The following is a 23787-nucleotide window of genomic DNA, read 5'->3' on the forward strand; positions in this document are numbered from 1 at the left end:
GATATTATAAGTACCTAAGTGCTGATCCATTGACAATCAGATTAAGCTTACTCCTGTTGCTGTGGTTTGAAGACCTCTAAATTCTCCCAGTTAAATTTGTCAGGTGGGCAGGATCTTATACATTTCTGGCAGTGTGAACCTTCGCAGAGATCGGTACTTATCATAACCCTGTTTTCCTCGTCAATTGTGATGGCGTCGTTGGGGCAGACTTTTATGCACTGCCTGCACTCGGGACAGTCAACAACCATTGTCATATAGGTCCCGACCCTTTCGAGCACATACAGACCTTCTTCACCAAGTACAGGAATATCTCTTTCCACGCGCTTATCTACCACAGGGTTACCTATGGGCTCATCAAGTGACGGAAGCCCTTTCTTTTTAAGGAATTTCTTAAACATCTTAAAGGGCATTCCCTCTTCCCAATACGCAAGTTCAAGGACATAGGCATCCCGGAACTCCGGAGCAGTCGCAAACATTGTGTGAGTGCCTATAATCTGACTTGCAATATCCTGAAGTTCCCACAGCCTTTCTTCCGAAAGCAGGATTTCCCTTGCAACAGCAAGAGAGGTGTTCCCGAGCTGGGCAATTTTTCCTGTAGAGAAAGGGATCAAGCCAATTTTCTGGGCTTTTTCCGCATCCATATATGTGCCGGCAGCGCCTGCCATATACGCGGTCTCAATATCTGTCAGTTCGATACCTGAAACCGCACAGAGAGTAATGTGCCCCGCCCTGATTGCACCAATGGCTTTTCCGGCTTCTTTGAGGTCTTTTTCCGAGAAAGTGATTTTGTTCTGCAGGTGAATTAGTTCGTCCGGAGTCTTGATTTTTGGGAGTTCAACCAGGCCGTGGCCCATGGCTTTTTCTATAAGGGCGATCACTCCTGTACCCGTAATTCCTCTTGCTTTGATCTGCCCCTCTTCAAGAATTTCTCCGGTTTTGGGGTCTACAAGATCTCCGGGATAAGGTTTCATCTCTTCGTTTAATACATAATTCCTCAATGCTCCATCCTCGAATTCAAAATCCGAAATTGCAAAGGGGGAAGCAAGGGTCCCATGCTTTATCTGCTGCCCTTCAAGAGCCGGGCCTGCAGCTGCTGAGCCTGTATAAATAATATCTTTTACTTTGAGCGCCATCTCGGCATTTGTCCCGTAATCCGTTGCAATCGAAATCTCATCGCTGTTAAGCATGCCCGATTTAATAATAAGGGCAAGGGCATCGGCTCCAACTTCATGTTTTATTGCAGGAGGGACTACAACTTCACAGTTAAATTCCTCAAGCCCCGAAATTTCGCTGCTGGATATTATTCTCGCATTCCTGTTCTGTTCCTGTATATTGTACTTTTTTTTCTTCCGTTCCCCTGCATAAGCCAGATCTTCAATGCTGATTCCCTGAAAAATGGATAACTGAATAGGGTTTCCGCAGATTGAAAGTCTGTCAAGTTCTCCGCTTTGCACATCAAGGGTCTGGAGAAGGGTCTTTACCGCATTTACGGAAAGTCCGTGCGCAAGATCCTGACCATAGTGAATTGCGAAGTCCATGTGATCCATCACATTCGCTCCGGGAAGGGGATTTCTCAATGTTATTACTGTCCTTTTAATTTCCTGAGTATCAAGGTCAATCTTCTGAGCCCGATACCCACTTGTCCCCAGGTCAATTGCAACTCCATATCTCATACAAACTCCCCTAGTGGATTTATTTTGCAGGGTGTTTTAACACCCTGCAAGCCGTTTGGAATTTTATGCATATATTTTATGCATATATTTTATGTATCTATTACTTTGAAAAACGGCATATAAATAAATAAGGCGTTTTATTCATGATAATATATATTTCAAAGGAAGGCTCTCTCACTAACCTTTTTTTGATTTTTAAAAATATCTTTTAAAAATAGCTTTTAAAAATAGCTTTTAAAAATAGCTTTTAAAAATAGCTTTTAAAGAAGGATTCTATAAAAAACCTTCCAGCCCATTGGTTTTTCCCATATGTATTTTTTCTCAAGAAATGCTTTCATGATGTGTTTATTTATTTTACCCGGGCGCATTGTCTGTTTATGAAAGGGGGATTTAAAATACATATCGGAAGGGATAGTTTTATAAGTGACTAATGTCTTTGTATAGCTGATGAGCTAGTCCGGGTAGCCCGGCGTTACCTATAACCCGAAATCGCCGATATGCGGGGGACGAAGCCAAAGGAAGATGTGTCAAAGAGATTCCAGCCTGTGATTTCAACTGAGAAGCCCCGTCCTGCTTGGATAGTGCAGGTATGCGGACTTGCTGGAAAACAGGTTCTCATGCCCTAACCGCGGAAACCGGTCGAGGCCCGGAAGGGAGCAGACTCACCGTGGGCAACCGTCGCTTGTGGGGTCGCGGGGTGGAGAAGAGATCTCAGCCTACTGAAGTCTCCGAGGTACAACAACCTGCGGTGTGCTCATCACTAAGCACATTGCTTTAGTAGTTTTCAAGAGCTTGGTAATATAAAAGAACTGTAATTTTTCTGGATGAACAATTTATTTAAAGTATTTTTCTCCGGAAAAGGTTAAATATATGAAATGCATTTTAGGGATCGCGTTTCTAAAGTTCGATATGACGAGATAGCCAAGCCCGGTATGGCGCGGGATTGCTAATCCCGTGATGCCCCGCATCCCGGGGGTTCGAGTCCCCCTCTCGTCGTTTCTTTTTTTCAAATATTTTTTTCTCGACACTTCATATTCTGTTATTTACTACAGTTTTCCCCAACAATCTGTATGTAAATTTTATATAAGACCTCGCCTTATACCCAGTAAGTAAAAGTTCAGTTTTACTCCCTCACTCATCATTTACTTCCACTCTCATCAATCTCATAATTCAAGAGTTTTAAGGCTTTACTACACAGAAATGGATTGAGTCAAAACAATGAAACGGATATCATCAGGAATACCTGGATTTGACGACCGGATCGGCGGCGGATACCTGCCAGGCAGAGTTCTTCTCATCACCGGAGATACAGGGACTGGCAAAACTACTTTTACGGTTCATTTTCTGCATAGGGCGTGCCTTGATGGCAAGAAATGTGTCCTGGTCGCAACAGAAGAACTTCCCGAAGATATCCTCGAGCTGTCTGAAATGCTGGACCTTGGGCTTACTAAATATTATGAATCCGGTCAGTTGACCATCGAAAAAGCTTTTCAAAAACGTTCTGAGAAAGTCCAGACTTCCAAATTTGGGTTTACTCCTGAAGGTCTGGAGATAGATCTACCCACACTTTCGGATTATGTGCCTGAAGGAACCGATATTGTAGTCATTGATAATATCGGCGTTTTTACACTTCGCCTCTCGATCCAGGATTTCAGGGACCAGTTTGATGCTCTTAACTTCATCCTGAGTACAAAGGCAGGTTGCACATCTATGTTCGTCATGGACGATACTGCATTAAAGATGACCCATAACCTTGCAGAATACTCGGTAAGCGGGTCTCTCCGACTGATGGTAGACGAAAATCCGTATACAGGGAATATTGAGCGCTACATAAGGATTCCTAAAATGCGAAGGACATGCCTCAGTCTGAATCCGATCAGGTTTGAAATAACCTCATCGGGGATTAAACTCCTTTGAAAAATCCACATTCCCTCTAATCTTATTGTTCATTCTTAATTTCGTTTTCATTCATTTGCTTCTTTTTCATTCATTTGCTTCTTTTTCATTCATTTGCTTCTTTTTCATTCATTTGCTTCTATTTCACTTCTAATTTATTTCCCATTCATCTCTTTTGATTTTCCTGTCCTTTCTAAAACATCCGTTTTTGTGTTTCAAACTGTAAACGATTACTTATTTAATTTATACATTTAATTCCCATATTACAGCATAAAGATAATTATAAACATATGAAAGAAATTAATGAAAAGGTTAATACTATTGAACTCTATTTCTTATAGGATTAAAAAATGAAAATTCCAGTAATTACCCTTATTATACCAATAAAAGGAATAAAAAAGGCCATATAAGAATACACAAAGTATTAAGTAATATAACTAGGAATATTGAAAAGTTGTTAGATCTTAGAGAAAAGATTTAAACAGTTTATTATGCATTATATTATACTGATAACTAAATTTGAGAGGGGACAAATCCTTGATGGGGTGAGCTTCTATGGTTTCCAAAAACGAGAAATCTCCGGATGACTCAGAAAAACCAGACAAGAATATACATAAAGGTGAGGGAGAAGATGTTCTGGCAGGGAAATCCTGTCTTCTACAGGTGCCTGTCAAAAGGACTTTTTATAAAGATACTCTGAATAGAGCTAATATTAACAGCCTTCCGGCTGATAATGACAACAGGGATCTGGAAAATATTCTTCCGAAAGCTTCAGGAACTGATAATACAGGGAATGAAAATACAGAAAACGCGAATACCGACCTTCCTGACATGAAAATCAAGATTGAAAGCCGGAAACCTAAACCTGTACTCGAAACTGTTCAATTTACGAATATTTCTCAGGAAACTGAGAATGAGGAAAACCCGATAAATAAATTCATATCGGAAACTCCTCCGTTTGTAGAAGCGACCGGAACTCAAAAACCCACCTCACCGGAAGAAAGTGAGGCTCTTGAACCGAACCCTTCCGTTTATTCAAAAGTAGCTCTTGAACCAAAACCCACCGTTTCTGCAGAAACTGCTCCTGAAAAGAAAGTTGAACTTATTCTTGAAACCGAAAACAAAGGTATTTTCCCTCCATCCGGCCCTCACAATGAGAACAGCCCAGATTACGAAGGTGGAGTTGAAGAATTAAAGAGTTTGCAGGAAACAAAAAAGGATAAAAAAGTCAGAACTTCAGGAAAAAATAAAAAGATTTCCAAAAAAGCAAAAATTAAGAAAAAATCCGGATTCGCCGGGAATCTGAAGGATCTGGGCCGTGATATAGTTGGGATCAAAGAAGGCGAAAAATTAAGTGATAAGCTTAAAGAGTTCTTTAATGAAGTAAAAACCCCTGAAGGGGCAAAAAAGAAGTTTGCAGAAATTATCCAGAGTCTTAAGGATGAGGAGATCCGGGTTCTCCCCCCATATGACCCTGATACCTACGGTCCGCTTCTTGAGTATGAAATTCCTGCAGGATTTACTGAAATAGAACGCTACTGGGTAGAGGAGCCTTACGCCTTTATCAGCATAATTGAAAACATGGAAATGAAATATTATAATGCTGTTGAGCCCACTCTCACCACCTATGAAAAAGCCGTTCTTGATAGGGTCCGGGACAATCTGGAAGATGTTCTTACCCAGGATGATATGATATCCGGACAGGAGAAGGACGTTATTCTCATTAACAGAGGCATGAGGCTTCTGGACCAGTATTACAGTACCCTGGAAGTTCCCTCGATTCACAAGATAATGTATTTCCTCAGGAGAAATTTCATCGGATACGAAAGGATAAATCCACTCATTCTGGATCCGAATATCGAAGATATTTCCTGTTCAGGTATTGAGATCCCGATCTATCTCTACCACAGAAAGCACAATAACATCGTGACCAATATCAATTTTGGGGAAAAGGAACTGGACTCTCTGGTTGTCAAGCTTTGTCAGAGGAGCGGCAAGCATATCTCCATAGGAGAACCGATTGTAGACGCAACTCTTCCTGACGGCTCAAGGATTCAGGCAATCCTTGGAAAAGAGATCACAACAAGGGGCAGTTCCTACACTATCCGTAAATTCAAAGGAGACCCCATAACCCCAATTGACCTTATAAGATATGGGACATGCAGCATCGAGATGATGGCTTACTACTGGATTTCCATTGAAAACAACATCAGTGTACTTTTGGCAGGAGGTACTGCTTCGGGTAAGACCTCCCTTATGAATGCGATTTCTCTTTTCATTCCGAGGCTGTCAAAGGTAGTGTCCATTGAAGATACCAGGGAAATCATGCTCCACCACGAAAACTGGATCGCAGGTGCAACCAGGAAATCGTTCACGGTAGGTGGTACCGGAGAGGTGTCCATGTACGAACTCCTGAAAGCCGCCCTCAGGCAGCGCCCGGAATATATCATTGTGGGTGAGGTCCGGGGAAAGGAGGCTCTTACCCTTTTCCAGGCAATGTCAACAGGGCACACTACCTATTCGACAATGCATGCAAGCGATGTACAGACAGTGGTTAACAGGCTTGAAAACGAACCAATCAATGTCCCACACGTGATGATGCAGGCCCTTGGAGTAATCAGTATCCAGATACAGACCTATGTCAATGAGACCAGGGTAAGGAGAACCAACACCATTGTAGAGATTACAGGGCTTGATGCAAGGTCAGGAAGTCTCAGGATCAATGAATTTTACCGCTGGGACCCGGTACATGACAACTTCAAGCGGGCCGGGGATTCCTATGTGCTCAATGAGATTATGAAAGCAAGGGGCTGGAAACCAGAGAAGCTCTTTATTGAATTTAAAAACCGGGAACAGATCCTTGCCTACATGACAGCAAAACAGATCCGTGATTACGTGAGTGTTTCCCTGATAGTGCATATGTATGCCATAAACCCGCAGCTTGTAATGGAAGCGGTTGAAAACGACACCTTGCGGGATATGGTACTGCACCACGGTTAATGGGGGTATCCATGAACGCTATAAATACCCTGGCATTCAGGATCTTCGGAGAAAAAATCCTTGAGAAAGAAGACAGGTTTTCCCTGTTCAGGATAAAGCTTCGCCAGGCTCAGATTCCACTGCCTGTGGAACAGTATGTCTCAACTGCAATTTTATATTCCCTGCTTGCAGGAGTCTTCGGCGGGCTTACAGGTTTACTGATAGGAGGGCAGATTTTCAGGGGCATCACCCCGGAAAGCATTGTTTCGACTTTTGGCATTTCGAACAGGGTAACCAGGGCAGTTGATATCCCTACTTTTATTGAAGCGCAGCTTCCCTTCATCCTTACGGTTGTAGGGGGCCTCCTCTTGTTCTCGATGATCGGAGCCCTTACCTACGGGCTTATTATGGCATACCCGTCCATGAAAGCTGATAGCAGGAAGCGAGCTATCAATGTAGCAATGCCCCATGCAACAGCTTTTCTCTATGTTATGCAGAGGGGCGGGGGCATGACTATCTTTGAGATCATGAAGTCACTTTCGAAATATTCGCACCTCTACGGGACTGCCTCAAGGGAGTTCGGAAATATTATAAGGGACATAGAATATTTTGGAAAAGACCTTCAAGCATCTCTCTGGGATGCAGCCGACAGGACGCCTTCCGAACAGTTCAAAGATCTTGTAGACGGTCTGATTTCAATAGTTTCCAGTGGAGGAGACGTTACCCTTTACCTGAAAAATAAGACTGACCTCTATAAATCCAATGCCAATAAAGAACAAAAGCGTTTCCTTGAGACTCTTGGGCTCCTGGCAGAGGTTTATATTACTGTATTCGTTGTAGGCCCTCTGTTCCTTATGGTTATCCTCGTGGTCATGAATATGATTGATAACGGGGATGCGACAAACCTGTATATCCTTGTATACGGAGCAATTCCCTTCGGGACAATGATCTTCCTCGTCTTCCTGGATATGCTTACAGGAGATGCGGAAAAGATGCCTGAGGAGAAAATCTCCGGAGTTAAGCAGGATTCTTTCAGTGATGTCAGGGTAAAACCAATAACAGAAAAAGATGAGGAACTGCTTAAGAAAATGGAGTTTTTTGAAAAGGTATACAGGGTCAAAAGTGTGCTCCTGCACCCTATAAAGACTATGCTTGATAGGCCAGCATGTGCTTTTGTAATAAGCGCTCCCGTTGCACTCGTGTACTTTGGTTCTGCTTTCCTGGAACACAGGCCTTACTATGGAGGGTTTGTTGAAACTGCATCTACCCTTGACGACTATATCTACGTAACCATTCTTGTCCTTTTCATTCCTTACATTATCTTCCACGAAATCGAAGTTCGGAAGATCAGGCAGATTGAGGATCAGGTCCCGGAGTTCCTTAAAAGGCTTGCAAGTATAAACGGGACAGGGATTCTGCTTGCCGATGCTATTGCTATTACAGCCCAGTCAAATATGGGCAGGCTGAAATCCGAAATCAAATGTACGGTTGCGGATATCCGCTGGAACTCAAACCTCGTAGAAGCCCTGAAACGTTTTGAAGCCAGGATACGGACAAACATGACCCGGCGCAGCCTGACCCTCATAGCCAAAGCAAGCGAATCCACAGGGGATATCCACCAGGTAATCAGCACGGTTGCGGATGATGCCGATATTGAGAAATACCTTAAAAAAGAGCGCTCTGCAGAGATGTTTATCTATGTATTTATCATCTTCGTGACCTTCTGCGTCTTCCTGGTCATAGTATATGTGCTTGCTGCGTTCTTCCTCCCGGCCCTCGACGGTTCCAGCAATCCGGCAATGTCCATGGGAGGCTTTGATCTGAAGGAGTATACCCTGCTCTTCTTCCATGCAGCTCTTCTGCAGGGCTTAGGCTCAGGGCTGGTTGCAGGAAAAATGGGTTCGGGAAGTACGGCTTCAGGGCTCAAGCACTCCCTTGCAATGATGACGGTGTCCTATGTGCTGTTCATCGTGTTTATCTGAATTTCGGGATTCCGGTTTTATCCTTCAGGAGATTTCAAATCCGGAATTCTCATTTCTCTTTTTTAACACGATTTCCTATATTTTCCTTTTCAGGTACGTCCCGATTTCCCGACCATTATTTATCCCCATTTTAAGACCTTATTTCCCTTTTTAAACCCTTAATCCCCATAAATCCGATTTCTTTTTAACGATAAACCTGTCTTTCCGCAGATGTCTTCAAAAAAATAACATTTTTCATGCTATCGTTTTTGAAGAATTATTCGATAATTTGCAGTTATTATCTCAACTGAAGCTTAGGGAAATGGCTGCTGGAAGTTTTCAATGAAGGCAAAAAGCCGCAAATTTAGGAAAAGATCAAAAATATACTTTGGGTAAACATGGAGTTTTTCAGAAAAAACGATAGCAAGAAAAATAGTAAAAATTGAAAGGACATCTGCGGAAAGCCGGATAAACATATAATTTTGAGAAATATGGCAGAAAACGCAGCAATAAAGAAAATAGTCCTTTCCGCGCTCGTCCTTGCAGTTGTCCTCTCTTCCTTTTATGTCCTGGACTTCAAAGCGGCACGGAGCGAGACCCTAGCTAACTCCGTCGTAAGTGCCTACTCCACAGGCGACCCACAAATTGACTTTCCGGGAAGGATCTACCTCTATGTCGAAGGCGACGATTTCATATTAAAATCCCTAACTGAAAGCCTCGGGGATGAACTGGAAAAATCAGGGATGGAAGTTTTGGTTGTAGATAGTGTGGAGGAAAAATATGATTCCCAGACTCTGATGGTTAATGTAACCGAATCCGAAGGGCTCTATACACCTGTTTACGCTTCTTCGGACTTGAATATCCTGTTCTTCTATACTTCCACAGGAGAGGACACAAAATATTTTGAACAATTCAAAGAAGGAAATGTAACTGTAGCCTTTGTAAACACTGGCTCTCCGGAAGGGGAAAAACTGGTACGGGGAGATCTGGAATTGCAGGACTCAACAAAAGGGATTGTCTCGCAAAAAGCCCACAGGATGCACCTGGCTGAAGAAGCTGCAAGGAAAACAGTAGAACAACTCCAGCAGCAAATCAGCGTTTTTCCCTGATGTACAGGATGCAAAATTAAGGAATAAATTTTGCAGGGGCATTTATTTCAGCCTCTTGCACCAGATGTTCATATCCTCAAATCCCCTTTCGATCCTGCAGTTGTTCACAAGCCTGCCTGTGTAGGCATAGCCCTGGGAAGCAAAGGCTGCGTTGATGCCAGGAGACGAAGCCCTGCAAAGGGTATAGGAACTCAGGAAGTTTCGGTATGAAAGTTCTTTTTCCAGGGCTGTGATAAGCTCTTTTATCAGCCCTTTTCCCCTTTCTGAAGGAACTGTCAGGCAGTCGGTTATTTCAGCACTCCCGGTTTCGGAGTCCATTTCTGCCGAGGCAAGGCTCACGATTTCCCCTTGCTTTTCCACAAGGAAGTAAAGGACATTGGAATCCATGGTTTTTAGCAGGTAGCTTTCCATGTGCAGGGGAGTGGGATAGAATTGAAATCCCTGACTGTAAAGGGTTGCCATTGTGGAGGCATCGGCCTGGACTGCGGGCCTGAGCGTGTACTCTTCCGGAAGCCGGATTTTCTCATATTGTTTTATCCAGCTCCCTTTTTTCCTGGAATCTCCTGATTTTTGCAGGATTTTTTCGGCTCCTCTGCTCTTCCTCAGGCAATTTTTGATTACCTGGTCTTCTTTTTCCTTATGAAAGGAAATTCCCCGGGAGTTTTTAGGATAGCTTGAGAAAATATGGCAGTCTTTTCCGGCGTAGTATCCCCTGATGGTCCCTTCCTCCGCATATCCGCAGTTTTTGGGCTCGTGTCCTTTTTCCGGAGGAGTGTATACGATTATTTTACCCATTTCTTCTGCTTCGGCAAGGGCTTCGAGGGTCCCGGAGATTTCTTCAAAAAGCCCGGTAAAATCCATGACTTTAATTCTTCTATTGTAGTAATCAATTACAAGTTCAGCCCTTGCCCCGGGCATCTTCAACTCTGCTTTTTGCCAGTAGTCGGGGAGTTCTTCTTTAATCTCAAGCGTTAAGGGAACGTTTTTTTCCGCAGTAACTCCTCCTTAAGTATTTAAACACATTTTTTGCATTCGGAACACCGGGTTTTCCGGGTTTTTCCTTCAAAACCGCTGTTTTCTTTCAAGGCCTTCGGGTTCGAGGGATATGATATCGTTTTCTTCGTCGCAGAGTTTTGCAAGGCCCGTATCACTTTTAAGCCCGGGGTGCTTATCGCAGATTGAACATTTTTGCTGGCACACCGCAGAGTATTCTGCAGGTTCCGAGTACATGCAGATCACCCCTTCGTAATTCCTGAGGGTGACCCCATTGTCCGAATTTGAGATAAGGTAATTGGGCCCGACAGGGATTTTTCCTCCCCCACCCGGGGCATCGACCACAAAAGTAGGGACAGCAAGCCCCGAGGTATGCCCCCTGAGCATCTCTATGATCTCTATGCCCCTTGCAACCGATGTCCTGAAATGTTCCAGCCCGAAGGAAAGGTCGCACTGGTAGAGGTAGTAAGGTCTGGTCCTTATTTTCAGGAGTTCGTGGCAGAGTTTTTTGATTATCGTAGGGCAGTCGTTTACTCCCCTGAGAAGTACGGACTGGTTGCCAAGGGGAATTCCGACACGTGAAAGCATATTCATTGCCTTTTTAGCTTCAGGAGTGATCTCTTTTGGGTGATTGAAGTGGGTGTTGAGCCAGACCGAAGGGTATTTCCCAAGGATTTCGCATAGTTCCGGGGTTATGCGCTGGGGAAGGGTTACAGGAGCCCTTGTGCCTATCCGTACAATATCCACATGGGGAATATCAAAAAGTTCCCTTAAGAGCCAGTCCAGCCTCTCATCGGAAACAAGCAGGGCGTCTCCCCCCGAAAGCAGGACATCCCTTATTTCAGGGTGCTCCCTGACGTACTCGATCCCCTCCCTGATTACCTTTTCAGAATAATCATATTCCCTGTTGCCGACCCTGCGCTTGCGGGTGCAGTGCCTGCAGTACATCCCGCAGCGGTTTGAGATCAGAAAAAGCACCCTGTCCGGATACCTGTGGGTTATGCAGCTCCCCTCCGAAGGGGAGTCACTGTCCTCGCAGAGAGGATCTTCAAGTTCCCCGGAAGATTTTTGAAGTTCGGCTGAAAGGGGCACGGCCTGCATCCGAATGGGACATTCCGGGTCTTCAGGATCAATAAGAGAAGCGTAATAAGGAGATATCGCCATGGGAAATACTTCAAGAGCTTTTTTTATGTCTTCTTTTTCAGGCTCCGAGAGCGGGATCAGTTTTTCAAGCTCTTCCACGGTCGTAATTCTGTGCCTGTACTGCCATTTCCAATCTGAAAATTCTTCATTAGATGCGTTAAAACAGTCTTTAATTTTAGATATCACGTTCAACCCTCGTGAAAGCTGGAAGAAAAATTAAGGGACCGAGGTCCAGAAGATAGCAAATGGAATCCTGCTTAGCAAATGAAATCCGATCTTTTCCAGCTTATTTGAAGAAAAATGCGTCATAAATTAGACAACATTAAGATTTAATACATATATTAAATACTTATTGTCTAAAGAAGTTTTAATAAATCTCCTTTTTTAAAAATAATTCATAATACGCTCTTTTTATTTGACACTGTTTCTGATTTTACGCTTTCCTGCCCGTTTATACTCATTTAAAACTACAGTTCTTCTGGTATTCTCGATTTTACATCCTCTTAGGGGATTATATGCGCATAAAAAGGAAGAAAAACAATTAATTCTTTTATTAGCAGTATCAGGGGAATAATAATGCGTTCTGATGTTTTTAAAAGCTAGAATATCCTTTTAATTTACCAATAAAGCAGATTTCAATTTTTAAGGGCTAAAAATGGATTTTAATGCCCAATAATCCAATTTTACCCTTATTTTTGGATATAATCCGCATAAATTATTTTATTGTATAGGACCGTCCCGGTTCACGCCAATGAAATTTATATTAATTGAAAAGTCAATCTACAATTGATGGCATCTCTGCTTCTGAGGGACCTCCTGATAATTTTCGGGCTTTCGATCCCTGTGGTCTTTACTTTCTCCAGACTGAGGATTGCTCCGCTTGTGGGCTTTTTACTTGCAGGCATCCTTGCCGGACCTTTTGGGTTCGGGTTGATTCAAGAGAGCGGGGAAATCGAGATGCTGGCTGAGATAGGAGTTGTGCTCCTGCTCTTTACCATAGGGATAGAGTTTTCCCTGCGCGACCTCCTGCAGCTCCGGCGCATTGTGCTCCTGGGGGGCGGGCTTCAGCTTTCAATTACCACTCTTGTTGTTGCTTTCATTACCTTCTTGCTGGGGAGTTCCAGGGAAACTTCTATTTTTATGGGGCTTCTGGTGGCACTCAGCAGCACCGCCATCGTCCTCAAACTGCTTCAGGAGAGAGGAGAAATGTACAGCGCTCACGGGAGAATAGCACTCGGCATCCTTATTTTCCAGGACGTGGCTGCTGTGGTAATTATCCTCCTGACCCCACTCCTGGCAGGAGTCCCAGGGACAGAAACGGCTTTTTTCAAACTTATTCTTCAGGGCCTGGGGCTTGTCCTGTTTACCCTTCTCAGCGCCAGGTATTTGGTTCCTTTTATTATGCACCAGGTGGCACGGACGCGCAACAGTGAACTATTCCTCCTGAGCGTGGTGGTAATAGGGCTCTCCGTTGCCTGGCTGACCTCCATGGCAGGGCTTTCCCTTGCCCTCGGGGCTTTTCTGGCAGGGTTGATCATTTCCGAGTCAGAGTATGCTACCCAGGCTCTTGGAAACGTGATCCCCTTCAGGGACATGTTCATGAGCATCTTTTTTATATCCATAGGGATGCTGCTTGACCTGGACATCCTGAGGCAGCACTTATTCCTGATCCTGGCTGCCACTTTTGCGGTGCTAATTCTCAAGGCTCTTGTAAATGCCCTGAGCACCTTAATTATCGGTTTTCCCCTGAATACGATGATTCTGGTAGGTTTTTCCCTTGCCCAGGTGGGGGAGTTTTCCCTGATCCTTGCGAATGTTGGTTTTGCAAACGGACTCCTTTCCGCGGAAATCTATCAGGAGTTCCTGAACGTGGCAGTACTTTCTATGGCGCTTACCCCTTTCATCATGGGAATGGGACATCAGGCTGCGGCTTTCGCCCAGAGGCTTTCCCTTCCTCAGGTGCTGAAATCCGGCTGGTACAGGGAGTTTGTGGAGTACGGCCTGGAAAAAAGGCTTGAAAACCACCTGGTCATAATAGGCTACGGAGTCAACGGGAAAAACGTTGCGACCGCTGCCCGAGCAGCTTTGATTCCCTACAAAATAATCGATATCAACCCGGATACCGTAAGGAAGGAAAAGTCAAAAGGAGAGCCTATTATGTACGGGGACGCTGCCCAGAAAGCCGTGCTGGAACATGCGGACATCAGGGCTGCAAAATCAGTTGTTGTGACTGCAGGAGACCCTATAAGTGCAAAGCGGATCATTGAAACGGCAAGGAGGCTGAACCCGGAGATCCATATTATTGCAAGAACCCACTTCCTGAGCGAACTCGATCGGTTTTATGCTCTGGGCGCTGATGAGGTCATCTCGGACGAATTTGAAAGCTCCATAGAACTCTTTTCCCGGGTGCTTCACAAGTACATGGTTCCTTACAGTGAGATTGAAACTATGGGTGAGCAACTCCGGGCTGACCACTACATGATACTTCGCAGCCCTGAAATGCGCCGGAAAAGTCTCTGTGAACTTTCCCTTGACTTTACGGATGTAGATGTCCGAAGCATAAGAGTAGGAAAACATTCCGAAACTGCAGGACAAAGTCTGGGGGACCTTAATATCCGGAAGAAGTATGGAGTTTCTGTTCTTGCAATTTCCAGGAACCACAAACTTATTTATGATCTGGGAGCTGAAACAGAACTTAATCCCGATGATATCCTGCTTGTAATAAGCCCTCCGGAAAGGCTTGAGGAACTTAGAGAGCTTTTTGAAGATAGGATTTGAGAAGGTTCTTTTTCTCGCAAATACTTTCTCTTCCTGTATAATCCCGTACTCCTGTATGATAGAGCAGAAAATAAATTGTTCTTATAAAACTGAAGAAGTAAACCCAGGTATGTCAATCTATTTACTGTAATCTGTTTGCGAATTGATTTCAAACAGGCGTATTACTGCAGGAAATCAGAAAAAGTACAAAGAGGATAATACAAAATATAATTTCAGCATATCTTAAAAAATTATCCTCCATAGTTTTAATAGTGCTCCAATCTTATATAAATTATTTCCACAGTTTGGATTCGAATGCGAAAAACGCTCTAAAACAGGATGAGGCCCTGCAATATAGAGAATGTGCGCAAATAAAAAATAAGACATTGAGTGTGATTAAAGAATATCCTGGAAAAAGATGAACTATTGTTGATGGACAGCTGAGCAGGTTTTGGACAGCTGAGCAGATTTAAACCTTTGAATTCTTGTCTTTCGGACTTTCAACTTTTTCAATCGGTATTTTTCTGCCCCAATATTTTTTAGTATTTTTGATCGGTTTTGTAATCCTACTTACGATTTTTGAAAAATGACCCCGTCAAAAGAAGTCGGCCCGAATAGAGTTATTTAGATAAGTAGAACAGTTTAACCGAATAATAGAGCCCACTTAAGAAAGATAATAATCTTGTAATAAATTAAGAGGTTATTATATATCTCTTTAGAATACTGAAAGCAGTAACTAGTCATATATTAATTGTTCTCTACAAGCCCCGGGAATATATGCAGAATTTTGCAATCGGCAAAGCGCATAAAAAGGTTTAATCTGAAAACTGAATAGAGGAAAACCTTTTTTGAAGAGTTCATACCTAACCATCGATGCAGAGTCAATAATTAAATGGATTAATAGTACAAATTATTTAAAATTAGACAGTGTCTTTGTAAAAAAAACAAAACATTTTTATATATCTCTACTATCTTATTAATGGTGTCAATGAAATCCAAAATAAGCCACTATTTTGCATCGATGGCGCTACTATCCGGTTTTCTTTTGGCGCTAACAGGTATTGTTTTTGCTCTTTCTGTACATCTTACAAGAAAATCCGATCCTGGGGAAATAGCCATTACTTATGGTTTCATCGGTTTCGGTTTATCCCTGATTCTTACCGGTATCAATCTGATGATAAAACAACCGAAAGAATATCATCTGCATATCGCAGGAACAGGGCTGATCCTTAATTGTGCAGGGATTGTAGCTTTTCTTGCAGTTTACCCCCATGGTTGGGTATACCCGAATGTTACCTATGTAGCAGCTGTATATGCAGCAGGGGTTTGCCTGCTTGCAGGAAATGCCTTTGCAAATACGGTTTTGAATCAGATTGAGGAGAGGGCAAGACAACTTTCTGAGATAGAGTCCGAAAAGATCAAGAGTCACAGTGAAGACGAGATCGAAAAAGAAGTCCAGAAAACACTCGAAAGGTCTCTTACAGAAAAAGATGGTTTTTCGAGATTCAATATGGAGTTAAAAGACGCTGAATATGATTTTATTCTCGGAAAAGGGTTCACAGAGTCGGAAGAGAAAAAGGTCAGTATTCAGGATGAAATTTCAGAAGTTGAGAGCCTGAAGTTTGCCAGTTCCGGAAAGCTGGAAGTTCTCGATGATGGACTTGATTCAGCGTCACTGCTACTTGCCCGGGCTACCAGTACGGCATCAAGCGGCAAAGAAACCAAAGGGATATTCAACAGTAAAATGAAACTTTTCAGGAGACACTAAAAATGGCTAAAGGTCTTGATGTAGGAACCATGAATATCATATGCGCGACCAAAGGAAATGGCTTAATTTCCTTTGCCCAGCAGAGAAACGCATTCCTTGAAATGGAGTCAAACGAACTGACAAAGCAAATGCTTGACAATGGAAAAGTACTGTACACCCATAAGGGCAACAACCTGAATGTGCTCGGAGAAGATGCCTTCAAATTTTCAAATGTGTTTAACAAGCCCATCCGAAGGCCCATGAAGCAGGGGATTATAAGCCCTGACGAAAAAGATTCCATTCCTATGATCAAGGTCATCATTGAAAGAGTACTCGGAGTCCCTGATAAGAAAGATGAAATACTGTACGTGTCCGTCCCTGCAAATCCTATAGATAACCAGCTCAATGTGCTCTATCATGGAAAAACCGTAGAAGCCCTTGCAAATAAACTAGGATATGTCACCTACCCTATTGATGAGGGGCTTGCAGTCGTGTATTCCGAACTCAGTGACTCCAACTTCACAGGGATCGGTATCAGTGTAGGAGCAGGAATGACAAACGTAACTGTAGCTTACATGGCAACTCCCATTGTTTCTTTCAGCATTGCCCGTGGAGGGGATTGGATCGATGAGCAGGTCGCAACTGCCACAGGCATGGCAAAGGAAAGGATCACTTCAATAAAAGAAACAGATTTCGCACTGGGTTCAGAGTACGAAATCGGAAGTGTCCAGGGAGCAATTGCTGTTTACTACGATGCCCTCCTGACATACGTTCTGCAGCACCTCAAGCGCAAACTCTCGGAAACTGCTCCTCCAGATGCTGAATTCCAGGTCGCAATTGCTGGCGGAAGCACCAGAGCCAGAGGCTTTATGGAAATGTTTGAGAAAAGATTAAAGGAAACTAACCTGCCAATAAGAATTTCAAGTGTCAAGAAGAACAGGATTGTAAGCCCCTCGGGAACAGATTCCAGAGATCCTATCTACGCGATTGCCAGGGGATGCCTGATTGCAGCTCTCTCTAAGGAGGCAAGCCTCGCCCCCTCGCCCGAGCCCTCCCCCGAACCCCACGTCTCAAAATTCTCAGCTCAAAAGCCAGAGCCAGTCGGAATCGCTAACAAGAGCTGAACCTGACTGAAACTTATATCGATAAATTTGAAGAAGGAAAACACCCTTCTTCAAATATTATTTCTTCAAACCTCTTTTTCAAACCTCTTTTTCAAACCTCTTTTTCAAACCACTTTTTTAAGATTATTATAGATTTAGTAGAATAAAAGATTTGATGAAATATTCCGGTTTTGCCGGGAATTTCAAGTGTGGAATACATCTAATTCAAATAATTTACTGCCGTATTGGATATTTCTTTATAAATATATTTAGTCAGATATATTCTTGTTTTGTTTTGTGCTCGAGTTCTACAGTCATTTTTCCAATTGAATCTGTGGTTACCCCAGATGCATCAATGTGTAAAAACGTAATCTTGAAGTATATTCTACTTGTGTAGAGTCCTTGTTTCTATATGGCTGCTTATCTTTTTTAATATTTGTCCCAGGAAAAAAATTCTCAATACTCCAGAAAAACATCATAAAAAAAATAGAAACGTATATATCTCCTTCTGATAATTTAGATAGTGGATCTCGATGAAATCTAAATTAAACCACTATTCTGCGTCGATGACCCTGCTGTCAGGATTTCTCCTGGCGTTAGCAGGTATTGTTTATGCCCTTTCCGTACATCTTACGAGAAAGTCTGATCCGGGGGAAATAGCCATAACTTATGGTTTCATCGGTTTCGGTTTATCCCTGATCCTTACGGGAATTAACCTGATGATCAAGTACCCGAAGGAATATCACCTGTATGTTGTGGGAACAGGGCTTGCACTCAGCTGGATTGGGGCTGGAGCTTTTCTGACGCTCTATCCCAGAGGATACCCTGCCTGGGGATATCCGAATGTTACCTATGTGGCAATTGCATACGCTTCCGGGATCTGCCTGCTCGCAGGAAATGCCTTTGCAAACACGGTATTAAACCAGATTGAGGAGAGGGCAAGACAGCTTTTTGAAACCGAAGCTGAAAAGACGAAGGGTTACGGTGAAGATGAGATCGAAAAAGAGGTTCAGAAGACCCTTGAGAGATCTCTCTCAGAAAAAGATGGTTTTTCGACTTTTAACCTGGGGCTGAAAGATTCCGAATATGATTTTATTCTTGGAAAAGCGCTTACCGACTCGGAAGAGAAGAAGGTCGTTATTAAGGATGATATTTCTGAAGTTGAAAGCTTGAAGCTTGCCAGTACCGGAAAGCTTGAAGTTTTCGATGACGGGCTTGATTCTGCATCGCTGCTTCTTGCCAGGGCTATCAGTCCGGACTCCAAGAATAAAAAAAGAAGAGGGATATTCGATAACAAAAAGAAATTTATAAGGAGGCACAAAAGTGGCTAAAGGACTTGACGTAGGAACCATGAACATTATCTGTGCGATCAAAGGAGATGGGTCGATCTCCTTTACACAGCAAAGAAATGCATTTCTGGAAATGGAAGCAAATGACCTGACACGACACATGCTTGACAATTCCAAAGTTCTGTACACACATAAGGACAACCAGCTAAATGTGCTCGGGGAAGATGCCTTTAAATTTTCCACCGTTTTCAACAAGAATATCCGGAGGCCCATGAAACAGGGGATCATCAGCCCAGATGAGAAAGAATCAATCCCGATGATAAGGATCATCCTCGAAAGAGTGATCGGAACTCCAGAAAAAGATGATGAGGTCCTGTACGTTTCTGTCCCTGCAAACCCTGTTGACAACCAGCTAAATGTGCTCTATCACAGCAAGACCGTAGAAGCCCTTGCCAGGAAGCTTGGGTACAATACCTTCCCGATTGATGAAGGGCTTGCAGTCGTGTACTCCGAACTCAGCGACTCAAACTTTACAGGAATAGGGGTCAGTATTGGAGCCGGGATGACAAACGTAACTGTGGCCTACATGGCAACTCCCATAGTCTCCTTCAGTATTGCCCGGGGAGGAGACTGGATCGATGAACAGGTTTCAATTGCCACAGGCATGGCAAAGGAAAGAATCACCTCTATTAAGGAAACGGACTTTTCAATAGGCTCCGAATACGAGATAGGAAGCGTTCAGGGAGCCCTTGCTGTTTACTATGATGCTCTCCTGACATACGTCCTCCAGCACCTCAAACGCAAACTCTCGGAAACCGCCCCCCCTGACGCTGAATTCCAGGTGGCAATTGCCGGAGGAGGTACAAGGGCAAGAGGCTTTGTGGAAATGTTTGAAAGGAGGCTGAAAGAAGCTAACCTCCCGATCAGGATTTCCGGTGTAAAGAAGAGCAAGTTCGTAAACCCCGCAGGTACGGATTCCCGGGACCCAATCTATGCAATCGCCAGAGGATGCCTGATCGCAGCCCTCACAAAAGAAGCAAGCCTTATCCCGGAAGTCCAGGAAAACCAGGCACCCAAATTCCAGGCGACTAAAGCCCATGGCAAGGCAGCAGTGGCTGTCGGGTCTGGAGGCGGGGACTGAACAGGATTAAATTTTCAGAGAATTTTAGAGAATTTAGAGAATTTCCCAGAATTCTCAGAGTAATGTGTTTTGAGGGGCCAAACCCCTTCTCATTCCCTTTTTATTCGGTCTTTCATTTTCATTTTTCATTCTTTTTTCAGCTCTCCTTAAAATTATCTAATTATTCTCCCCTCATTTTGTGCGCCGCAAGCAGCTTGAGCCCTCTGTGTGCAGATAAAAAAGAAATTACTACCGCCGTGAAACTTGATACCCGAATATCAACCATGTAGCAGGGGACAACCAATAAGTCCAGAAACGTTTAAATAATGTAAGATAATATTTACCATATGTAAAGTGTATAGTACATTTTATATATTTTAATTGACTATATGTATCCAAACTTATACTTTAAGATGACCAGTATTAAGAACAAATATAATGGGAAATATATAAGGAGATTTTACAGATGAAGTTGAAGCAATTTCAAATATTTTTATTCCTTATTGTAATGTTCATGGGAGCGGTTTTAAGTTTTGCTTTTTCAATAAGCAATCCAGTACTAGCCGCAGGCGTTTTCTTCGCAGGCGCAGCTGCTATATATTTATGCAAAAGCAGAGTGAAAGGTGTTGTTGAAGACGAGCGTGTTCACCAGGTCGGCCAGAAGGCTTCGTATGTTACTCTCCGGATAGTTACACTGGGTTTTGCTATTGGGGGTGCAGTTCTGATAGCCACGAGAGATCTCTACCCCGGCTACACAGATCTCGGTTTCGTCATGGCATACGCCAGTTGTGGTGTTCTTGTGCTTTATTCCCTGTTTTACAGACACTACAACAAAGAATACGGGGGTTGAGATGAAGAATAATATTAAAGTTTACAGGGCAATTCATGACCTTACTCAGGAAGGCCTGGCTGAGAAAGTCGGGGTAACAAGGCAGACAATACACGCTATTGAGAAAGGAAAGTATGACCCCTCTCTTGAGCTTGCTTTCAAGCTTGCCAGGCTTTTTGACGCAAGAATTGAAGATATCTTTCTCTATGAGATCAGGGGGATTGATAGTAGAGATAATTGATAGTAGAGATAATTGATAGTAGAGAGGATTGATAGTAGAGATAATTGATAGTAGAGATAATTGATAGTAGAGATAATTGATAGTAGAGAGGATTGAGATCTGCTCTGAAAAAGATCTATCCCTTAACTTCTTTAATCAAAGTTGCGCTGGCGCACCCCGCAGCAAGCTAGCGGGGTATTCGACTGAAAATAATATTAAAATTTAGGGGACATTTGTTCGATGAAAAATAGCTATTAAGGGTGTTGATGGGTGAATAAACGCATATAAATCTTTTTTCCAAAACCTGAAAGTCGGATTTCTTAATAGAAGTAATAATAATTATTCTCGTAGGTATTGCCTGAGTTTCCATTAAGTTTTTCATAAAAAAGGACTTTATCAAATATTTTTCAGCTAAACTTAGCTTTCCCGGGCTCCTCCGCGCAAATAAACCTGAAGTAAAAGAGCATATAAATATAATGTTATTTTTAGTAAAACCGCTATCTAGTAAAGAAGTGAAATTTCAGCACGTAAGCTAATTTTCTTAAATGGGATTTAAAGCCGATGCATCCGGAAAATCAATATTAGTTTATAAATAAATTTATAAGGAATGAGCAGTTAGTTAAACACAGATGTCTGTTTCTAAGATATTGGTTTGAAAACCGGTATATACAAAGCAATGGTAGACAGGTAACAGGCAAATAAAAACAGCTACCGAAACAAGAAGACCAGCAGGAGTAAAATATATGATGCAATCTTTTATTGTAGAACATTACCTTAGCAAAGCTGTAGATGTTTACTGTGGCGGGCCAGATATTTTCAGGGGAACTGTAGAAGCCTGTGCCGATAATGTCCTTACACTCAATAATGATGGAAAACTTACACATATAGCCATTGATAAGATTATAGCTATGTGGGCTCAATAATCTAACAAATTTATATTTTAAAACCGTTATATTATTGGAAATGACAGGGGAAGAAAAAGGGCATTATTGATCTTTTTCTAAACCCTTTTACAGCTAGATAATTCTTTGGACTGATGGAGGGACTTAAGCTTTTTATTCTTCATACAGAGGATGAAAGCTGCTCCTTATCCAGCAGGACCAAAATTAGATACATGGGAAATACCCTGAGGTGCAAAAAATGCAGTCTTTTATAGTGGAACACCATCTCGGAGAAGTTATAGACGTCTACTGCGGGGAGCCTGATATTTTTAACGGAAAGGTGGAAGCCTGCGCAGACAATGTACTCACTCTTGGAAAAAATGGAAAATACACGCACATAGCAATTGATAAGATCATAGCTATCTGGCGCGCGTAATAAAGGATAAAAGAGTGTGATCGAGTCAGATTTTAAAAAATAAAGAGTTGTCAAATAAAAAGATATTGAATTGGAGAAGTCCCGTAGTGGGATACTTCATCCTTTCATCACTTTTTTACAAAAAGCCCATCCGTCCTTTGCAGCTTATATTTTGAGACAGCTTTTTGCATGGGAGGCAATGAACTCTCTCATGAGTTTTGCTCCGAGCATGGCTGTCTGTCCGGAATCATATTCAGGGGCAATTTCAACTACATCGAAAGCCATTGCGTAAGGAGCAAGAGTCCTTATTGCAGTTCTGACATCCCGGGCACTGAGGCCAAAAGGCTCAGGTGTACCGAGACCCGGGGCGTAAGCAGGATCTATTGCATCCATATCAAGAGAAAGGTAGAGCTGGCTACAGTCCAGACATTCAATTGCTTCTTTGAGGACTTCGACCATGCCTATGGATTCAACATCATCTGCCGTGTAGTATTTCAGGTTATTTTCTCTGGCAAAAACCCATTCTTCTTCCGGGCCGCTTCTTATACCTATGGAAACAAGATTCTTCGTGACCTGATCGAGAATATTCCGGGATACACATGCATGGTTATTCTTAAATCCCCTGTACCCCTCCCTGAGATCGAAGTGAGCGTCAAGGACAAGGACTCCAAAATCATCTCCTGCGAACTCGGCACACGCCTTAACCGTCGAATAAGTCAGGGAATGTTCTCCACCAAGCATTATTGGAAGCTTTCCGTCATTCAGTAAACCCTTTACATCTTCGTAAAGGTCCCGCAGGGTTTCGTCAACCAGGGCTGATGTTTCCAGGTTTCCGGCGTCATAAATCGGAAGGTCCACAAGATCGATGTCAAATGTCGGGTTATAACTCTCAAAATTTGCAGAAACCTGCCTCATCGCATCCGGAGCCCAGCGGCTGCCTGCGCGGTACGAGGAGGTGTTGTCAAAGGGTACGCCGAAAATAACATAACGTGCAGACTCATAGTCTGCAAGAGCATCTATAAAGGAAGTGGGCAAAAACATACTCTTACCTGATGTAAATTGTTTACTTAAAAAAGAAACTCAGGTTATTAACCTGAGTTTTCACCTGCTTTTCAGAGACTTATGTCCTTATATCGAGTTTGACCTTTCCAAGAGCTGTGATATAAGAAATTTCTTCGCCCTCTTTTACCTTTTCCTTGTATTCCCCAGGGATTACAATCTCAAAGGTCGAAAAGTCTCCCAGGTCCATGAGCTGGGCGATTTCGCCAACGATTGAGATTACCTGTGCATTTTTTCTTTCCACAATCGGGATATAGACTTTGTTTGCAACGGAACCAATATAGGAGCGCTTCTGGCCGTCAAAGAGGCCAATTGTCTCTATTCTTGCCTTTGCGGATCCGTGTTTCCCTGGTTTGGATTTTGTAATGCTCTTTATGATGCATGCTTCGTCGTCGACGATCATGTACTTCCCTTCTTTTAGCTCCTTAACTTCAACCTGCTGTTTCATAACAATTCTCCCTTACGTTTTAGATATGTATATCAATAAGTTGTAAGCGCCATACCGAATTTGCTGGCAAATTTTCCAGTGCCAATTCCGGCGAAGTGGTATAAGAAGGCTTATCTAATTTTTAAGCCGGTCTACCCTTTTATCTCAATAAGTTGTAAGCGCCAT

At 42.9% G+C, this 23787-nt stretch carries 18 protein-coding genes, 1 tRNA gene and 1 other RNA gene; 15 read left to right on the forward strand and 5 right to left on the reverse strand.

The window, feature by feature from the left end:
* Nucleotides 1–47: 47 nt before the first annotated feature.
* Nucleotides 48–1673 carry a methylamine methyltransferase corrinoid protein reductive activase gene (locus EO92_RS00575; RefSeq protein ID WP_048168694.1) on the reverse strand — a complete coding sequence of 542 codons (1626 nt, stop codon included), beginning with the start codon at nt 1671–1673 and terminating at the stop codon, nt 48–50.
* Nucleotides 1674–2118: 445 nt separating this feature from the next.
* Here EO92_RS00575 and ffs point away from each other — a divergent pair.
* The 6 genes from ffs to EO92_RS00600 all read left to right on the forward strand — a co-directional run bounded on the left by ffs (nt 2119) and on the right by EO92_RS00600 (nt 9618).
* An RNA gene (gene ffs / locus EO92_RS16875) (signal recognition particle sRNA) lies at nt 2119–2433 on the forward strand.
* 151 nt (nt 2434–2584) lie between these two features.
* Nucleotides 2585–2669: transfer RNA gene (locus EO92_RS00580), tRNA-Ser, on the forward strand.
* A gap of 222 nt (nt 2670–2891) precedes the next feature.
* Entirely contained in the window at nt 2892–3590 is a 699-nt protein-coding gene (locus tag EO92_RS00585; RefSeq protein WP_048168695.1) for an RAD55 family ATPase, read from the forward strand.
* Nucleotides 3591–4871: 1281 nt separating this feature from the next.
* The gene (locus EO92_RS00590; RefSeq protein WP_082107899.1) at nt 4872–6569 is read left to right on the forward strand and encodes a type II/IV secretion system ATPase subunit; all 1698 of its coding nucleotides are present in this window, start codon (nt 4872–4874) and stop codon (nt 6567–6569) included.
* A gap of 11 nt (nt 6570–6580) precedes the next feature.
* Nucleotides 6581–8530: a type II secretion system F family protein gene (locus EO92_RS00595; RefSeq protein ID WP_048168696.1), complete on the forward strand. Its 1950-nt coding sequence runs from the start codon at nt 6581–6583 to the stop codon at nt 8528–8530.
* 470 nt (nt 8531–9000) lie between these two features.
* Nucleotides 9001–9618: a hypothetical protein gene (locus tag EO92_RS00600; protein ID WP_048168697.1), complete on the forward strand. Its 618-nt coding sequence runs from the start codon at nt 9001–9003 to the stop codon at nt 9616–9618.
* Between the two features lie 42 nt (nt 9619–9660).
* Here EO92_RS00600 and ablB read toward each other — a convergent pair whose 3' ends face one another.
* Both ablB and ablA read right to left on the reverse strand, forming a co-directional pair.
* Nucleotides 9661–10536 carry a putative beta-lysine N-acetyltransferase gene (gene ablB / locus EO92_RS00605; protein WP_048168698.1) on the reverse strand — a complete coding sequence of 292 codons (876 nt, stop codon included), beginning with the start codon at nt 10534–10536 and terminating at the stop codon, nt 9661–9663.
* 144 nt (nt 10537–10680) lie between these two features.
* Nucleotides 10681–11940: a lysine 2,3-aminomutase gene (ablA, locus tag EO92_RS00610; RefSeq protein ID WP_048168699.1), complete on the reverse strand. Its 1260-nt coding sequence runs from the start codon at nt 11938–11940 to the stop codon at nt 10681–10683.
* Nucleotides 11941–12543: 603 nt separating this feature from the next.
* Here ablA and EO92_RS00615 point away from each other — a divergent pair.
* From EO92_RS00615 to EO92_RS18175, 9 genes are all read left to right on the forward strand, one after another.
* Nucleotides 12544–14532, forward strand: coding sequence for a cation:proton antiporter (locus tag EO92_RS00615; RefSeq protein WP_048168700.1), 1989 nt, complete (start codon nt 12544–12546; stop codon nt 14530–14532).
* 958 nt (nt 14533–15490) lie between these two features.
* On the forward strand, nt 15491–16279 hold the full coding sequence (locus tag EO92_RS00620; protein ID WP_156164026.1) for a hypothetical protein: 789 nt from the start codon (nt 15491–15493) through the stop codon (nt 16277–16279).
* A 2-nt stretch (nt 16280–16281) separates the two neighbouring features.
* Nucleotides 16282–17382, forward strand: a complete 1101-nt coding sequence (locus tag EO92_RS00625; RefSeq protein ID WP_048168701.1) for a cell division protein FtsA — start codon at nt 16282–16284, stop codon at nt 17380–17382.
* A 512-nt stretch (nt 17383–17894) separates the two neighbouring features.
* Nucleotides 17895–18692, forward strand: coding sequence for a hypothetical protein (locus EO92_RS00630; RefSeq protein WP_156161325.1), 798 nt, complete (start codon nt 17895–17897; stop codon nt 18690–18692).
* A complete protein-coding gene (locus EO92_RS00635) occupies nt 18685–19791 on the forward strand; it encodes a rod shape-determining protein (RefSeq protein ID WP_048162979.1) in 1107 nt (368 codons plus the stop codon). Before EO92_RS00630 ends, EO92_RS00635 begins: the two co-directional genes overlap by 8 nt.
* Before the next feature lie 445 nt (nt 19792–20236).
* A complete protein-coding gene (locus EO92_RS00640; protein ID WP_048168702.1) occupies nt 20237–20620 on the forward strand; it encodes a DUF2178 domain-containing protein in 384 nt (127 codons plus the stop codon).
* A gap of 1 nt (nt 20621) precedes the next feature.
* A complete protein-coding gene (locus EO92_RS00645; RefSeq protein ID WP_048168703.1) occupies nt 20622–20840 on the forward strand; it encodes a helix-turn-helix transcriptional regulator in 219 nt (72 codons plus the stop codon).
* Nucleotides 20841–21562: 722 nt separating this feature from the next.
* Nucleotides 21563–21742, forward strand: coding sequence for an MM0924 family protein (locus EO92_RS00650; protein ID WP_048134045.1), 180 nt, complete (start codon nt 21563–21565; stop codon nt 21740–21742).
* Between the two features lie 217 nt (nt 21743–21959).
* A complete protein-coding gene (locus EO92_RS18175; RefSeq protein WP_200896719.1) occupies nt 21960–22136 on the forward strand; it encodes an MM0924 family protein in 177 nt (58 codons plus the stop codon).
* A gap of 144 nt (nt 22137–22280) precedes the next feature.
* Here EO92_RS18175 and speB read toward each other — a convergent pair whose 3' ends face one another.
* Nucleotides 22281–23156, reverse strand: coding sequence for an agmatinase (speB, locus tag EO92_RS00655; RefSeq protein ID WP_048168704.1), 876 nt, complete (start codon nt 23154–23156; stop codon nt 22281–22283).
* A 79-nt stretch (nt 23157–23235) separates the two neighbouring features.
* Nucleotides 23236–23622, reverse strand: coding sequence for a translation initiation factor IF-5A (locus EO92_RS00660; protein ID WP_048168705.1), 387 nt, complete (start codon nt 23620–23622; stop codon nt 23236–23238).
* Nucleotides 23623–23787 lie beyond the last annotated feature (165 nt).

The sequence above is a fragment of the Methanosarcina sp. 2.H.A.1B.4 genome (genome assembly GCF_000979385.1).
Lineage (GTDB): Archaea > Halobacteriota > Methanosarcinia > Methanosarcinales > Methanosarcinaceae > Methanosarcina.

What these genes read in the sequence shown, in the direction of transcription:
- EO92_RS00575 (WP_048168694.1), bottom strand. Translation starts at nt 1,673, where the DNA reads ATGAGATATGGAGTTGCAATTGACCTGGGGACAAGTGGGTATCGGGCT.
- EO92_RS00585 (WP_048168695.1), top strand. Translation starts at nt 2,892, where the DNA reads ATGAAACGGATATCATCAGGAATACCTGGATTTGACGACCGGATCGGC.
- EO92_RS00595 (WP_048168696.1), top strand. Translation starts at nt 6,581, where the DNA reads ATGAACGCTATAAATACCCTGGCATTCAGGATCTTCGGAGAAAAAATC.
- EO92_RS00600 (WP_048168697.1), top strand. Translation starts at nt 9,001, where the DNA reads ATGGCAGAAAACGCAGCAATAAAGAAAATAGTCCTTTCCGCGCTCGTC.
- ablB (WP_048168698.1), bottom strand. Translation starts at nt 10,536, where the DNA reads ATGCCCGGGGCAAGGGCTGAACTTGTAATTGATTACTACAATAGAAGA.
- EO92_RS00615 (WP_048168700.1), top strand. Translation starts at nt 12,544, where the DNA reads ATGGCATCTCTGCTTCTGAGGGACCTCCTGATAATTTTCGGGCTTTCG.
- EO92_RS00620 (WP_156164026.1), top strand. Translation starts at nt 15,491, where the DNA reads ATGGTGTCAATGAAATCCAAAATAAGCCACTATTTTGCATCGATGGCG.
- EO92_RS00625 (WP_048168701.1), top strand. Translation starts at nt 16,282, where the DNA reads ATGGCTAAAGGTCTTGATGTAGGAACCATGAATATCATATGCGCGACC.
- EO92_RS00630 (WP_156161325.1), top strand. Translation starts at nt 17,895, where the DNA reads ATGAAATCTAAATTAAACCACTATTCTGCGTCGATGACCCTGCTGTCA.
- EO92_RS00640 (WP_048168702.1), top strand. Translation starts at nt 20,237, where the DNA reads ATGAAGTTGAAGCAATTTCAAATATTTTTATTCCTTATTGTAATGTTC.
- EO92_RS00645 (WP_048168703.1), top strand. Translation starts at nt 20,622, where the DNA reads ATGAAGAATAATATTAAAGTTTACAGGGCAATTCATGACCTTACTCAG.
- EO92_RS00650 (WP_048134045.1), top strand. Translation starts at nt 21,563, where the DNA reads ATGATGCAATCTTTTATTGTAGAACATTACCTTAGCAAAGCTGTAGAT.
- EO92_RS18175 (WP_200896719.1), top strand. Translation starts at nt 21,960, where the DNA reads ATGCAGTCTTTTATAGTGGAACACCATCTCGGAGAAGTTATAGACGTC.
- speB (WP_048168704.1), bottom strand. Translation starts at nt 23,156, where the DNA reads ATGTTTTTGCCCACTTCCTTTATAGATGCTCTTGCAGACTATGAGTCT.
- EO92_RS00660 (WP_048168705.1), bottom strand. Translation starts at nt 23,622, where the DNA reads ATGAAACAGCAGGTTGAAGTTAAGGAGCTAAAAGAAGGGAAGTACATG.